A 14,068-nucleotide genomic window follows, 5' to 3' on the forward strand; every position below is an offset into this window, starting at 1 on the left:
ACCGGACGAAAGGAACACAGCCGTGCCGCATTCGAGATTGGACCAGTTGCCCGTGGGCGGCGGTGGTCGCTGGCCCGCGTGCGGAGCGGGATTCCGCTCCGCACAGTGGGGAGATATGGAAATCGGCTACACCACCACCGTGGGAGAGCGTGATTGCACCGAGCTCTACAAAGTAGCCGGATTACCCGGCGGGGTATGCCAGTGCCCGCACTACGGATACATTTTCACCGGGACAATTCGTGCCACGTACCCGAACACCGATATACCGGACGAGGTCGCGACCGCGGGCGAGGCGTATTTCTTTCCGGCCGGTCATATCCTGATCTATGAGGAAACCACCGAGGCGCTCGAACTGAACCCGGCCTTCGCGCTCCAGCAGACGATGGACGCGATCGAGCGAGTGGCGAGCAGAATCGCACGATAACCGGGCACCCCAGGGACCCGGCAGCTTGTTTTCGATGCGCCAGTGGCGGCGGTCCCAGGTGGCTTGGCGCCCGGAGTCACCGGCGGCGCTCCGTGGCAGAGTTATGTGCATCGACCGTGGACTGATGTGGCTGATCGAGGACGGGGTCGGACTCGTCGGCGAGGCGGGTCAGGCGGGTTACCTCGGCCTCGGTGAGATTCTCGGCGACTTCGGCCGCGGCGATGTTGGCGCGCAGGTGTCCCGGATTCGCCGTGCCTGGAATGACGACCATGGCAGGGGAACGGCGCAGCAGCCAGGCCAGCGCGACCTGGGCCGGTGCCGCGCCGAGGCGTTCCGCGGGAGTGGCCAGCTCCTCGTAGCCCGTGAGCCGTCCGGAGGCCAGCGGGAAGTAGGGGACGAACATGATGCCCTGTGCTTCGCAGTCGGCGAGGACCCGTACGCCGCTGCGGTCGAGCAAGTTGAAACGGTTCTGCACGGCGGCGATGGGCGTGATCCGCTGGGCACGGGCCAGCGTCTCCGGGGATGCGCCGGACAGGCCGATGCGGCGGATGAGTCCCTGATCGCGTAGTTCGGCGAGTACTCCGAGCGAATCCTCCAGGGGCACCTGGCTCTGAGCTCCCGGGGTGTCGCCGCCGAGCCGCAGGTAGGTCAGCTCGCTGACTTCCGTCCGCAGGTCGGCAAGCGCCTCGTGGACCTGCTTGCGGACCGTGTCCGGATGGTCGGTGATGATCCAGGACCCGTCCGGTCCGCGTCCGGCGCCCACCTTGTTGCCGATGATCACCCCTTCGGGGATCGGCCGCAGTGCCTCCCCGATCAGCTGGTTCACCGTACGCGGCCCGTAGGCATTCGCGGTGTCGAAGAACGTCACTCCCAGTTCGACTGCCAGGCGGAGCACGTGCCGTGCCGACTCGGGGTCCTCCGGTAGCCCCCACACATTCGGCCCGGCGAGCTGCATAGCGCCGTATCCGACACGGTTCATCGGCTTCTCCAAACGTATCACTGCTACAAGATTATGCGTATCACTGTCGTATCAGTGATACGCGACATTCTGTAGCATTGCAACGATGGACGACGAGAAAGCCAGGACCCGCCGGCGGATCCTCGAGGTGGCGACCGGCATCCTGGAGCGGGAGGGCGCCGAGGCGGTTTCCACCCGCTCGGTCGCCGCAGCGGCCGGGATCCGCGCCGCATCGCTGTACCAGTTCTTCGGCGACAAGGACGGCCTCCTCGCCGCCTTGGCCATTCACGCCTTCGACCTCTACCTGGCCGAGAAGCAGGCCCTGGCGCACACCGGCGACCCGGTCGGCGATATGCGCCATGCCTGGGATATGCACGTCGACTTCGGCCTGCGCCACCCCGCGCTCTACGTCCTGATGTACGGCACCGACCGCCCCGGTCGCCGCCCGCCCGCCGCTGACGAGGCCCGCGAACTCCTGCTGAAATTCCTTGACCGCACGGCCGCCGCGGGCCGTCTCCGGATCCCGCCGGCATCGGCCGCCCGCCTGCTGCTGGCTTCCATCACGGGCGTCACCTTGTCGCTGATCGGCGCTCCTCCCGAGGACCGAGACCCAGAGGTCTCCGCGAGAATGCGCGATACCCTCATCGACTCTCTTGCCGCCGGCCATCCGAAACCCTCGGACGTGGATCCGGGTCTCGGGCCCCGGGCTCTCGCCCTCGACGCCGCTCTCGGCGCCGCGGACGAGGACGAGCTCCCGCTCCGTCCGGCCGAGACCGCCCTTCTCCGTGAGTGGCTCAACCAGCTCGCCCGATGAACCGGCCTGGGTGTGTCCCTGCCGAGCACCTCCGGGTGCCGAAATCGGCCTGGGCCCATGGTGGTCCGCATTCGAGCACCTCGGAGACTCCGCGCGCGATATCCGCCTCGGTGACGATCTGCGACTGGATGCCCCTTTCCGTCGCGGATCGGTAGTGCGCCGATATCGCGCTGCCGCATGCTGCTGGGCGGCCGTGTCCATAAGGTCGTGAACCTCATTCTGTACAACGAAGTACAAAACCGGGTAGAGTTGCGCACGTGGCCAGACCGAGAAACTTCGACGAAGTGGCGGTTCTCGATGCATCCGTCAAACAGTTCCGCACCCACGGTTTCGCAGATACCTCCACGGAGCAGCTGTGCGAGGCGGCTGGAGTGCGCCGAAGCAGCCTCTACAACACCTTTGTCTCGAAGGATGAGCTGTTCATCCGATCATTGGAGCGCAGTGTTTCGGTGGCCCGGGAGCAGCAGGAGGCAGTCTTGACGGATCCCGGACTGTCCGGTGAAGAGCGCCTGGTAGCTCTCTTCGCTCTCGTTCTGGACGAGGAAATCGAAGCCAGGGCCGACGGACACGCCGCAGGTTGCATGATCGTGGCTTCGCGAATGGCGCCCGACATCGGAGATCGTGAACCCCGGGTGCAGCGGATCCTCGACCGATTCCACGATGACCAGAACTCCCTCGTGGCCGCCGCTGTCAGGGCGGGACGGCTCGACGGCACTCTACGGGCGGACGTCTCCCCGCATGACGCCGCTCTCATGGTCGCATCGGCAATCTTCGGGATCCGCGTCCTCGCGCAGGCCGGCACCACCCCCGCCGAGCTACGGCGGGTTGCGAACCTCAACCTCGACTCATTGCGGACGTAAGCCTTGGCGGACAACTCGTCCATTTTTCCGGCGACTTTATGTACTTTCAAATACAAAACTAGCTTCGATCACCGAAGGAAAACCGATGAAGAAACACCTGTACCTACTCATGCTGACCATGATCATTGTGGTCTCCAGTGAGCTACAGGTTCCGGCGATGATGCCGGAGATGGCGCAGGATCTCGGAGTCGACACCGGAAAGATCGGGTTGCTCGTCTCGCTCTTCGCACTCGGCATGGCGCTCGGCGGGCCGGTAATCGCCTATGCGCTACGGCACCGGCCCCCCAAACATGCACTACTCACCGTAGTCGCCGCCTACGCGGTCCCCGAGATGCTGGTGCCTGCGGTGCACGGTTACTGGTGGGTGGTGCTGATGCGCATCGTGACCGGTTGCCTCGCGGGAGCGGCCGTGGGGCTGTCGATCGTCTACGCCACCAGGCTTGCACCGAGCACGGACAAAATCGGCGAGGCCGTTTCGATTGTGCTCAGCGGCATCATGGTCGGCACCGTCATCGGGCTTCCCGTTTCGCATTTCATCGCCGGCCGCTGGAACTGGCAGGCCACCTTCTACATCCTCGGCGCCGCGGCCCTGGCTGTTTTCGTGGTAAGTCTGCTCACCCTGGCCCCGAGAAGCGCAGCCAGTGCCGACGATAATGCACAGGACCTGCGCAATCTTCGCCTGCCCCGACTGTGGTCGCGCTACCTTGTGAGCTTCCTGACCATCGGAGCCGCCTATGCGGCGTTCTCCTACTTCACTCCACTCCTCGAAGCGAGCGCCGGATTCAGCGCCGATGCGACGACGCTGATACTCCTCGCGTACGGTCTCTGCTCACTCGTCGGCAACTTGATCGCCGGAAAGCTGGCAGACAAGCATGCGGTCGGGGTCCTGCGGTTCGGCCACGGGTTGCTGGTCGTCTCACTGGGGGTGCTCGCACTCGCGGGACAGTTCCAGCCCTTGGTCCTCACCATGGTGCTCATCGTGGGGCTCGCCGGGGTAACGATGAATCCGCCGCTGGTCACTCGCGTCGTGGAAGTCGGCGGCAACGGAAATCTTGTCAGTACCTTCCATACGTCGGTGATCACTCTGGGTATCACCGCCGGGACTGCGGTGAGCGCATTCGTGATCAGTATCTTCGGCGACGACCCCGCCACTGCCATGTGGACGGGCAGCGCGTTTGCGCTGCTGGCAGCAGCCGTGCTTGCGTTGCAGGTAAATCGCACCGATCCCCGTTCCGCGACGGCAGCGGGTGAAAAGTCGGGTAATGCCCTACAGCCAGAAGAGCTTTGCACGCAGGGGGCTGAACTCCCTGCAACGTCCGACATCCTGTAACGCTCGGCGACGACTGCGTGAATGGTCACCGCTTCCGAAACGCGCGCTGTGCGGCGCCGGAGCCCTACCCTCGATCACATGCCACTCGTTGCCGGCGTCGACTCCTCCACGCAGTCCTGCAAGATCGTCGTTCGCGACGCCGAGACCGGTGCGCTGATCCGGCACGGCCGCGCGCCCCATCCGGCCGGGACCGAAATCGACCCGAGGCACTGGTGGTCCGCATTCGAGCATGCCGTGAGTGCGGCCGGTGGACTCGACGATGTCGATGCCGTTTCGGTCGGCGCCCAGCAGCACGGCATGGTCTGCCTCGCCGAGGACGGCAGCTGTGTCCGGCCCGCGCTGCTGTGGAACGACACCCGCTCGGCCGCAGCGGCCGAACAGCTCGTCGCCGAATTGGGTGGCGCTCGGGCCTGGGCGGACGAAGTGGGTGTCGTACCGCTCGCGGCGATCACCGTGGCGAAACTGCGCTGGCTCGCCGATAACGAACCCGCCGCGGCCGACCGGACGGCGGGCGTCTGCCTGCCGCACGATTGGCTCACCTGGCGGCTCGCCGGCGCAGACGGGCTCGACACCCTCGTCACCGATCGGGGCGATGCGAGCGGTACCGGTTACTACTCGACGGCGACCGACAGCTACCGGCCCGACCTGCTCGAACTCGCCTTCGGTACCCGGCGTCCGGTACTGCCCCGAGTCGCCGCACCGAACGAGAACACGGGTGCTGCCGGGATATTCGCCCCGGGCGCGGTGCTCGGTCCCGGGACCGGCGACAACGCGGCCGCCGCGCTGGCACTGGACGCCCGTGAGGGCGATGTGATCGTCTCGATCGGAACGTCGGGAGTGGTATCGGCGGTGAGCTCGACCGTCGCCGGTGATGCGTCCGGCGAAGTGGCGGCATTCGCCGATGCGACGGGACGGCAACTGCCGCTGGTATGCACCCTCAACGGCGCGCCGGTGCTCGATGCGGTGGCCGGACTGCTGAGCGTCGACAATGAACGCTTCGCCGAGCTCGCCCTGAACGGCACCAGCGACGGCCTGGTGCTCGTGCCGTATCTGAGTGGTGAACGCACCCCCAACCGGCCCGGCGCCACCGGCGCACTGCACGGATTGCGACTGACCAACGCGACTTCGGGGCATCTCGCGCGCGCCGCGGTCGAGGGTCTGCTGTGCGGGCTCGCGGACGGTATCGATCGGCTCCGCGATCAGGGCGTGCGTACCGACCGGGTACTGCTCGTCGGCGGTGGTGCGCGGTCACGGGCCGTCCGCGAGCTCGCTCCGGCGATTTTCGCGCTACCGGTATCGGTACCCGAACCCGGTGAGTATGTCGCCGACGGCGCGGCACGTCAGGCGGCCTGGGCGCTGTCGGGAACCACCACACCGCCGGACTGGCCGCGCCCGGCGGCAGTGGATCTCGAGGCCGAACCGGCCCCGGACATCCGGGAAAGGTATGCCGCCGTGCGCGATCTCACCGAGGGGTCAGGGCCATTCGGCTAATACCTCGACCGTCGCGCGTGCGCCGTGCTGGTGCAGCGATCGCAACGCGGCCCGATACGCCTCGACGAACCGCGGTTCCTCGACGAGATCACCGAATACGGTGCGATCGCTGAGAAACGCCGTGGGCTCCGTGCGCTGGGCCCGGGCGAGCGCGACGAGATCATCGCGTAACGGATCGACGATATCGATCGGTTCGCCCTGTTCGTCGACGCCCTCGGCGTAACGTGCCCAGCTGGCGACCACGGCCGCGGCGCAACTGATATCACCACCGGTCCGTAGCTGGCTTCGGACGACCGGCAGCAGCCATTTCGGGATCCGGTCGGAGGAATCGGCGCACAGCCGGGCGAGAGTGTCGCGGATCGCCGGGTTGGCGAACCGTTCGATCAGCGTGCGCTTGTACTCGCCGAGGTCGACACCGGGTACCGGGCGTAATGTCGGCGTCGCCTCGGTATCCATGTAGCGCAACAGGAACCGCACGAACACCGGGTCTTGTGCGACCTCGTGCACCAGCCGATATCCGCTGAGATAGCCGAAATAGCACATCGCCTGATGGCTCGCGTTGAGCAAGCGCAGCTTCATCAGCTCGTACGGGGCGACAGCGTCGACGGGCTGGACACCGGCCTTCTCGTAGGCCGGCCGGCCGAGGGGGAAGTCGTCTTCCAGTACCCATTGGGTGAACGGTTCGGTCACCACTGGCCACCGGTCGTCGACGGAACTGCGGTGCGTCACTTCGGCCGCCGTCTCGGCGGTGGTGGCCGGGGTGATCCTGTCGACCATCGAATCGGGGAACGCGCCGGTCCGGTCGATCCAGTCCGCCAGATCCGGATCACGCAGCCGGGCGAACGCGGTGAAAGTGCTCCGGGCGACGTGCCCGTTCCCTTCGATGTTGTCGCACGACATGATCGTGAACGGCGCGAGTCCACGCTCCCGGCGCCGCGCCAGCGCCTCGACGATCAGTCCGAACGCGGTCGCGGGGACAGCGCCGGGGGCGAGATCGGCGACGATCGCCGGATTGTGCGCATCGAATTCACCGGTGGCCGCCGAGAAGTTGTAGCCACCCTCGGTGATCGTCAGCGATACGATGCGGGTGTGTTCGTCGGCGAGCTTGCCGAGCACAGCTTCGGGATCATCCGGCGCGTAGAGATATTCCACGATCGAACCGATCACCCGGGTCTGCCAGGTGCCGTCGGGGTGGGTCACCGACAGCGTGTAGAGACAGTCCTGTTCGTGCATGACATCGCGCATCCGCCGGTCGGACGGGAGCACGCCGACACCACAGATTCCCCATTCGCGCGCCTCACCGAGTTCGAGCAGCCGGTCCACATACATCGCCTGGTGGGCGCGGTGGAACCCTCCGACACCGAAATGCACGATTCCGGTCTCGATACCGGAGCGGTCGTAGGACGGGACGGATACGACTTCGGGCAATTTCCCGATCGTGCCGGCTCGCAACCGTACCGGTTTCTCCCGCGCTGACTGTGTGTGCATCCGCTTCCTTCCCATTGGCCCGGGGGGACCGGGCGGCTCAATTGTCCGGCGCTCCAACTGTTGTGCACGTCACATGCCGATGCTACCTTTGGGTGAGCAATCGCTCATAGTCTGATCATCTGCTCACAGAGTATCGACGCGCAGCGCCATCCGTGCAGAGGCCTGCCCGGTCCGGCTATCGACCGATCAGCTCAGCGAGGAGTGCACGTGACCACCGAGCCACCCCGTCCGGCCGCATCCGAAGATGTCCGGCTGGCCCTGCGTGCCGCGACCATGTACCACTTGGAAGGCGCTACCCAGGCCGAGATCGCCGCGAAACTCGGAGTGTCGCGGCCGACGGTGGGCCGCCTTATCGCACGGGCCCGCGCGCAGGGGCTCGTCCGTATCGAGATCGGCGTCCCCGACGATCTGAGCGCGACCGTTTACACCGAGCTCGAACGCGAACTCGAGCAGATCTTCGATCTGACCGAAGCCGTTGTCATCAGCGACGTACCCGATGGATTGCCCTTCGGCTACCAGGCGCTCGGCCGGGCAGCGGCCGGTGTTCTCGCGCGGCGGCTGCACCCGCGGGACACCCTCGGATTCACCTGGGGCCCGGAAACTGTCGCGATGGCTCAGGCGCTCGGCCCGCGGTCCGCGCGCTGCGCCACCGTCGTCCAGCTGGACGGTTCGATGACGACAACGAACTATCAGACGGGGGTCGATTACACGCTCGGCACCTGCGCGAGCCTGCTGCAGGCCGACCCGTTGCGCCTGCACGCGCCGCTGTACGCGGACGCGGCGACTGTTACGGCACTGCAGAACGATTCGCTGATGGGCCGCGCTCTGGACGCGGGCCGGCGGGCCGATGTGATGATCTTCGGTATCGGCCACGTCTCGACTGGGACGACCCTTTTCGAAGGCAGTTATCTCGATACGGCGATGCTGGACGAACTACGCAGGCTCGGCGCGGTCGGTGAGGTCGGTGGGCGTTTCTACTCCCGGGACGGCGCCGATATCGAAAGTTCGCTCACCGCACGGACGGTCTCGGTTCCCCTCGACGCCGTCCGTACCTGCCCGACAACCGTTCTGGTGTCCGGCGGCGAACCCAAGCACGAGGCCATTCTCGGTGCACTCAACGCGGATCTGGCCAATGTCGTGGTCACCGATGCCGACACCGCGCGGTGGCTGGTCGAACAGAAGGAGGCACCGGCCCGATGAGGTTTCGCTCGAAATATCTCGCCGCCACGATCGCGGCGATGACCGCGCTCACCCTGTCCGGATGCGCCGGCGCCGGTTCCTTCGGCGGCGGCGGAACCGACGCGGTGACCATCGCGATCGTCTCGAACTCGCAGATGCAGGACGCCATCGCCCTGTCCGACCGGTTCGAACGCGAGAACCCCGGTATCGAACTGAAGTTCGTCTCGCTGTCGGAGAACGAGGCGCGAGCCAAGATCACCGCCTCGGTCGCGACCGGCGGCGGCGAATTCGACGTCGTGATGATCAGCAACTACGAGACGCCACAATGGGCCGAAAACGGCTGGCTCACCAACCTTTCCGATTATGCCGCACAGACTCCGGGGTACGATGAAAAAGATTTCATTCCGTCGTTGCGCCGCTCGCTTTCCTATCAGGGGAGCATGTATTCGGTCCCGTTCTACGGTGAGTCCTCGTTTCTCATGTATCGCAAGGACCTCTTCGAGCGGGCGGGGCTGAAGATGCCGGCCGAGCCGACCTGGGACGAGGTGGCCGGATTCGCGGCGGCACTCGACGCACCCGGTGATACTTCCGGTATATGCCTGCGCGGTAAGCCCGGCTGGGGTGAGCTGCTCGCCCCACTCGATACGGTGATCAACGCGTTCGGTGGACGCTGGTACGACGAGGACTGGAACGCGCAGCTGACCAGCCCGGAGACCGCACGGGCGGTCCAGTTCTACGTCGATCTGGTCCGCCGCCACGGTCAGCCCGGAGCCGCGACGAGCGGCTTCAGCGAGTGCGCGACGCAGCTGGCCCAGGGCCGCACCGCCATGTGGTACGACTCGACCGCCGCGGTATCGGTGCTCGAGGATCCGTCGTCGAGCAAGGTGGTCGGCGATATCGGCTACGTCCCGGCGCCGGCCGCGGCGAAATCGGATAACGGCTGGCTGTACTCGTGGTCACTGGGAATTCCCAAGACCAGCGATAAGGCCGATGAGGCCTGGAAATTCGTGTCGTGGATGACCGATAAGAGGTATCTCGAGATGGTCGGCACGGAGCTCGGATGGGAACGCGTACCGCCGGGCAGTCGGTTGTCGACCTACGAGATTCCCGAGTACAAGAAAGCGGCCGCGGCCTACGGTCCGCCGACCCTGTCGGCGATGGAGAAGGCCGACCCCGAGAAACCGACCGTCGCGCCGGTTCCCTACACCGGCGTGCAGTTCCTGACGATTCCCGAGTTCCAGGATCTCGGCACCCGGGTGAGTCAGCAGATCAGCGCCGCGATCGCGGGGCGGATCAGCGTCGGTGAAGCGCTCGAACAGGCGCAGCAGTATGCCGAGGTCGTCGGCGAGACCTACCGGGAGGCGCAGTAGCCATGTCGAGTACTACCACCACCGCGGAGGCGCCGGCGGCGGATCCGGGGCCCGCGGGTCCGGTATCGCGAGCCGGGTACCGCCAGATCTCCCGGGCGGAAGGCTGGCGGCGGCGCGGTCCGCTACTGCCCGCCCTGATCTTCATGATCGTCGTCACCCAGATCCCGTTCCTGGTGACCCTGTACTACTCGACGCAGTCCTGGAATATGGTGCGGCCGGGTTCGCAGCAATTCAACGGGTTGAACAATTATGTCGATGTCTTCAGGGACAGCCAGTTCCGTACCGTCGCGCTGAATACGGTCGTGATGATTGCCGGCACCGTGGTCATCTCGGTGATCCTCGGGCTGCTGCTGGCCCTGCTGCTGGACCGGAAGTTCTTCGGGCGCGGTATCGTGCGCACCCTGCTGATCACACCGTTCCTGGTGACACCCGTCGCCGCGGCGTTGATCTGGAAGACGACCATGTTCGATCCCGTCTTCGGTTTGGTGAATTTCGTTCTACAGCCGTTCGGGGTCGGTGAGATCGACTGGATCAGCCGGTTCCCACTTCCGGCGGTGATGGTGAATCTGGTCTGGCAGTGGACACCGTTCATGATGTTGCTGATTCTCGCCGGATTGCAGTCGATGCCACGCGATACCGTCGAAGCCGCCCGGGTGGACGGCGCCGGATCATTCGCGATATTTCGGGAACTGACCTTGCCGCATCTGCGCCGGTTCATCGAACTGGGTGCTGTTCTCGGCGCGATCTACCTCGTCAACACCTTCGACGCGGTGTACATGATGACCTCCGGCGGACCGGGCGTGGCCAGTGCCAACCTGCCGTACTACATCTACCAGCGCGCGTTCCTCGGCTTCGATATAGGGCAGGCCGCCGCGATGGGTGTGATCACCGTGGTCGCGACCATCATCGTCTCGACACTGGCGCTACGCCTGATCTTCAAGAGCTTCACCGGGAACGAAGAGGCGGCCTGATGAATTCCGCTACGACCGCACGAATCGATGAGGCCGCGCCGGTCGGGGCCAAGCGTCGCCGGGGCCGTGACTCTCTGTGGGCTGTGCTGGCCTGGGTGATCGCCATCGGATTCTTCTTCCCGGTCCTCTGGATGGTGCTCACCGCCTTCAAAGAAGAAGGCGATGCCTATACCGACCCGCCGAAACTGTTCTTCACCCCCACACTGCAGCAGTTCCGCGATGTCCTCGACAGCGGTGTCGGTACGACGTTACTGAATTCCGCTTTCGCGACAGGTATTTCGACGCTGCTGGTTCTGCTGCTCGGGATACCCGCGGCATTCACCCTGTCCCTGCGGCCGGTGCGCAACACCCGGGACGCGCTGTTCTTCTTCATCAGCACCAAAATGCTCCCGGTGGTCGCGGCGATCATTCCGCTGTACGTCATCGTCGGGAATATCGGCATGCTCGACAATATCTGGACGCTGGTGATCCTCTATACCGCGATGAATCTGCCGATCGCGGTCTGGATGATGCGATCGTTCTTCCTCGAGGTTCCCGGCGAACTCCTCGAGGCCGCGAGCATGGACGGCGCCGGGCTGTGGACCTCGGTCCGGGAGGTGATCCTGCCGGTGGTCTCGCCCGGTATCGCCGCGACGGCGCTGATCTGCGTCATCTTCTCGTGGAACGAGTTCTTCTTCGCGGTGAACCTCACGGCTGTGCAGGCGCAGACGATCCCGGTGTTCCTGGTCGGTTTCATCACCGGCCAGGGCCTGTACTGGGCACAGCTCTCGGCGGCGGCGGTGCTGACCGCGTTACCGGTGGTGCTGGCCGGGTGGATCGCACAGAACAAGCTGGTACGCGGCCTGTCGTTCGGCGCGATCAAATGATTTCCCCGCATTCTTTTCGCCTTTCGCAGAATCAGGAGTAATCGTCATGGCCGAGATTTCGTACCGAAACGCGTCGTGCGTCTATGAGGGCGCCGACCAGCTCGCGGTCGATTCACTGAATCTCGATATCGGTGACGGGGAATTCGTCGTCCTCGTCGGCCCGTCCGGGTCCGGTAAGAGCACCGCGCTGCGCATGCTCGCCGGGCTCGAGGAGATCGACGGTGGAAGTATCACGATCGACGGCAAGGATATGACAGGCGTGCCGTCGAAGGATCGCGATATCGCGATGGTGTTCCAGAACTACGCGTTGTATCCGAACAAGACGGTCGGTGAGAACATGGGATTCGCGCTGAAAATGCGCGGGGTGCCGCATGCGGAACGCAAACGTAAGGTCGCCGAAACCGCGAAGCTGCTCGACCTCACCGAATATCTGGATCGCAAACCGGCCAAGCTGTCCGGCGGGCAGCGTCAGCGAGTGGCCATGGGACGCGCCATTGTCCGTGAACCACGGGTGTTCTGTATGGATGAGCCGCTCAGCAATCTGGACGCGAAGCTACGGGTCCAGACCCGTACCCAGATCGCGGCGTTGCAACGGCGGCTCGGCACGACGACTGTCTACGTCACCCACGATCAGGTCGAGGCGATGACGATGGGGGACCGGGTCGCGGTGCTGAAATCCGGCCGGCTCCAGCAGTTCAGTTCGCCGACCGAACTGTACGACCGCCCCGCGAACGCTTTTGTCGCCGGATTCATCGGCTCGCCCGCGATGAATCTGTTCACCGCACGCATCACCGCCGGCGGTGTGGAAGCCGGGGAAACCACGCTCGCGCTGCCCCGGGATTCGATGAACGAGCTGGCGGCGTCCGGGCTCGATACGGTGACCGTCGGTGTGCGACCGGAACAGCTCGAGTTGCGCAGAGACGGCAGCGGATTCGGTGTGGTTGTCGAGCTGGTCGAGGAATTGGGCAGCGAGTCCTATGTCTATGCGCGGGATACCGCCGGTTCGATCCGCGGGCTCGACGGAACACCGGTGACCTTCGTCGCCCGGTCGGCGACCAGGTCGCCGGCCGAACTCGGCGAGAAGGCGACTATGGCCGTACGTCCGGACGGGGTCGTCCACCTGTTCCACCCGGTATCCGGCGAGCGTATCGACGGATAGCACACGCCCTATCCGGTGCGGCGTGCTCGCGGATCAGGTGAGGGTCTCGTTTGCCCACTCGTGCAGGATCGGCGCGAGAAGCGGCCAGCGGACAAAGAGTCCGGCCGCCCTACCGTCGGCGCGCGCCGCCTGACGTTCGCGCCATTCGGTATCGCCCCACGGCGGCTCGACCAGCTTTGCGGCAGGTAGCCGCTCGGCCACTTGTTCCGACGTCTCGCGCCGGTGGTGTATATCGCTGATACCACTGCGGAATACCAGGGTGGGGGCGACGATGGCCGCGGCATCCGCATTCGGCAATCCCGGAACCAACTCGTCGTCACGCGGGCAGTACGCGGCCAGCCACTGTTCCATCGTGGCGATGAACTTCCCCGGGTCCTGGTCGAGGAAGCGCTGGCGGTTACCCGGATTCTTCGCGATGACCTCGGCCCACTCCGGCAGTGCGGCCACCGCCTCCATACCGCCGGTCCACGCCGCTTCGATCGATCCGGAGCAGTAGTGATTGCCGATGGAGATCAGGCCGTACACCCCGCCGGATATCCACAACACCGACAGTGCGGTACATACCTCGGGATGTCGCGCGGCCGTCAGCATCGACACCCGGGCACCACCCGATCCGCCGACGATGATCGCGGGGGCCATATCGAGCTGGGCCAGCAGGCCGGCCAGAATATCGGCTTGCATCGTGGATTCGGACGTTCCGGTGAAGCATACGTCGGACTCACCGGTGTTGGGCCGGTCCCAGATCAGCACCTGATTGCCGTATTCGGCGAGCGCGGTGGCGAATTCGCGGATCCCGGGAGATTCCCTGTCGAAACGGCCGCCGGGTGTGATCACCCACGGTCGTCCGCTGCCGATTATCTCGTAGCCGATCGTGAGACCGTGCACGGCTGTTGTGGCCATCGAGTGCCTCGATTCTGAACCGCTGCGATCCGCTGCACCACAACGCTGCCGGGCGACTGCCGCGGTGTCACGCAGGGGCTGGACGACTGCGGATCACGTGGTGGATCAGACAGCGGTCTCGCTGTGAAGTGTCCTGAGTAGGGTACGTAATCATTACAAGTATGGCAATACTTGTAATGGACGACAGTTGCTGATTACACTCGCGTTCGTCAAAAGAAGTGGCCTGCGTCACGATCGCGGCATCGCCGGATCATGCAG

13 protein-coding genes are annotated in these 14,068 nt (G+C 65.2%); 10 read left to right on the forward strand and 3 right to left on the reverse strand.

Going from position 1 to position 14,068, the window contains the following annotated elements; genetic code table 11:
- The first annotated feature begins 115 nt into the window (after window positions 1-115).
- Entirely contained in the window at window positions 116-424 is a 309-nt protein-coding gene (locus tag ABZ827_RS03935) for a hypothetical protein (RefSeq protein ID WP_357234465.1), read from the forward strand.
- Window positions 425-500: 76 nt separating this feature from the next.
- Here the strand turns inward: ABZ827_RS03935 and ABZ827_RS03940 are convergent, their stop codons facing one another.
- Window positions 501-1,403, reverse strand: coding sequence for an aldo/keto reductase (locus ABZ827_RS03940; RefSeq protein ID WP_357232492.1), 903 nt, complete (start codon window positions 1,401-1,403; stop codon window positions 501-503).
- A gap of 85 nt (window positions 1,404-1,488) precedes the next feature.
- On the opposite strand from ABZ827_RS03940, the gene ABZ827_RS03945 reads away from it, so the two are divergent.
- From ABZ827_RS03945 to ABZ827_RS03960, 4 genes are all read left to right on the forward strand, one after another.
- The gene (locus ABZ827_RS03945) at window positions 1,489-2,196 is read left to right on the forward strand and encodes a TetR/AcrR family transcriptional regulator (protein ID WP_357232495.1); all 708 of its coding nucleotides are present in this window, start codon (window positions 1,489-1,491) and stop codon (window positions 2,194-2,196) included.
- A gap of 257 nt (window positions 2,197-2,453) precedes the next feature.
- A complete protein-coding gene (locus ABZ827_RS03950) occupies window positions 2,454-3,056 on the forward strand; it encodes a TetR/AcrR family transcriptional regulator (RefSeq protein ID WP_357232498.1) in 603 nt (200 codons plus the stop codon).
- Between the two features lie 85 nt (window positions 3,057-3,141).
- On the forward strand, window positions 3,142-4,386 hold the full coding sequence (locus ABZ827_RS03955) for an MFS transporter (RefSeq protein ID WP_357232500.1): 1,245 nt from the start codon (window positions 3,142-3,144) through the stop codon (window positions 4,384-4,386).
- Window positions 4,387-4,464: 78 nt separating this feature from the next.
- Window positions 4,465-5,877, forward strand: coding sequence for an FGGY family carbohydrate kinase (locus ABZ827_RS03960; protein ID WP_357232503.1), 1,413 nt, complete (start codon window positions 4,465-4,467; stop codon window positions 5,875-5,877).
- Here ABZ827_RS03960 and ABZ827_RS03965 read toward each other — a convergent pair.
- A complete protein-coding gene (locus ABZ827_RS03965; RefSeq protein WP_357232506.1) occupies window positions 5,860-7,365 on the reverse strand; it encodes a mannitol dehydrogenase family protein in 1,506 nt (501 codons plus the stop codon). The two genes, ABZ827_RS03960 and ABZ827_RS03965, sit on opposite strands and share 18 nt — an antisense overlap.
- Before the next feature lie 207 nt (window positions 7,366-7,572).
- Here ABZ827_RS03965 and ABZ827_RS03970 point away from each other — a divergent pair, with 207 nt between their 5' ends.
- From ABZ827_RS03970 to ugpC, 5 genes are read left to right on the forward strand one after another with little or no spacing between them, the layout of a single operon-like run.
- Window positions 7,573-8,565: a sugar-binding domain-containing protein gene (locus ABZ827_RS03970; protein ID WP_357232509.1), complete on the forward strand. Its 993-nt coding sequence runs from the start codon at window positions 7,573-7,575 to the stop codon at window positions 8,563-8,565.
- Complete coding sequence (locus tag ABZ827_RS03975) at window positions 8,562-9,914, forward strand: sugar ABC transporter substrate-binding protein (protein WP_357232512.1); 1,353 nt, start codon at window positions 8,562-8,564, stop codon at window positions 9,912-9,914. Before ABZ827_RS03970 ends, ABZ827_RS03975 begins: the two co-directional genes overlap by 4 nt.
- Window positions 9,915-9,916: 2 nt before the next feature.
- Window positions 9,917-10,885, forward strand: coding sequence for a sugar ABC transporter permease (locus ABZ827_RS03980; RefSeq protein ID WP_357232514.1), 969 nt, complete (start codon window positions 9,917-9,919; stop codon window positions 10,883-10,885).
- Window positions 10,885-11,751 carry a carbohydrate ABC transporter permease gene (locus ABZ827_RS03985; RefSeq protein WP_357232517.1) on the forward strand — a complete coding sequence of 289 codons (867 nt, stop codon included), beginning with the start codon at window positions 10,885-10,887 and terminating at the stop codon, window positions 11,749-11,751. Before ABZ827_RS03980 ends, ABZ827_RS03985 begins: the two co-directional genes overlap by 1 nt.
- A 46-nt stretch (window positions 11,752-11,797) precedes the next feature.
- Entirely contained in the window at window positions 11,798-12,910 is a 1,113-nt protein-coding gene (ugpC, locus tag ABZ827_RS03990) for a sn-glycerol-3-phosphate ABC transporter ATP-binding protein UgpC (RefSeq protein ID WP_357232520.1), read from the forward strand.
- 33 nt (window positions 12,911-12,943) lie between these two features.
- Here the strand turns inward: ugpC and ABZ827_RS03995 are convergent, their stop codons facing one another.
- A complete protein-coding gene (locus ABZ827_RS03995) occupies window positions 12,944-13,810 on the reverse strand; it encodes an alpha/beta hydrolase (protein ID WP_357232523.1) in 867 nt (288 codons plus the stop codon).
- Window positions 13,811-14,068 lie beyond the last annotated feature (258 nt).

This window comes from Nocardia sp. NPDC019395, assembly GCF_040632335.1.
Classification (GTDB): Bacteria; Actinomycetota; Actinomycetes; order Mycobacteriales; family Mycobacteriaceae; genus Nocardia.

Excerpts from the sequence above, each read along its gene's own strand:
- ABZ827_RS03935 (WP_357234465.1), top strand. The coding sequence starts at position 116 with ATGGAAATCGGCTACACCACCACCGTGGGAGAGCGTGATTGCACCGAG.
- ABZ827_RS03940 (WP_357232492.1), bottom strand. The coding sequence starts at position 1,403 with ATGAACCGTGTCGGATACGGCGCTATGCAGCTCGCCGGGCCGAATGTG.
- ABZ827_RS03945 (WP_357232495.1), top strand. The coding sequence starts at position 1,489 with ATGGACGACGAGAAAGCCAGGACCCGCCGGCGGATCCTCGAGGTGGCG.
- ABZ827_RS03955 (WP_357232500.1), top strand. The coding sequence starts at position 3,142 with ATGAAGAAACACCTGTACCTACTCATGCTGACCATGATCATTGTGGTC.
- ABZ827_RS03960 (WP_357232503.1), top strand. The coding sequence starts at position 4,465 with ATGCCACTCGTTGCCGGCGTCGACTCCTCCACGCAGTCCTGCAAGATC.
- ABZ827_RS03965 (WP_357232506.1), bottom strand. The coding sequence starts at position 7,365 with ATGCACACACAGTCAGCGCGGGAGAAACCGGTACGGTTGCGAGCCGGC.
- ABZ827_RS03975 (WP_357232512.1), top strand. The coding sequence starts at position 8,562 with ATGAGGTTTCGCTCGAAATATCTCGCCGCCACGATCGCGGCGATGACC.
- ABZ827_RS03980 (WP_357232514.1), top strand. The coding sequence starts at position 9,917 with ATGTCGAGTACTACCACCACCGCGGAGGCGCCGGCGGCGGATCCGGGG.
- ABZ827_RS03985 (WP_357232517.1), top strand. The coding sequence starts at position 10,885 with ATGAATTCCGCTACGACCGCACGAATCGATGAGGCCGCGCCGGTCGGG.
- ugpC (WP_357232520.1), top strand. The coding sequence starts at position 11,798 with ATGGCCGAGATTTCGTACCGAAACGCGTCGTGCGTCTATGAGGGCGCC.
- ABZ827_RS03995 (WP_357232523.1), bottom strand. The coding sequence starts at position 13,810 with ATGGCCACAACAGCCGTGCACGGTCTCACGATCGGCTACGAGATAATC.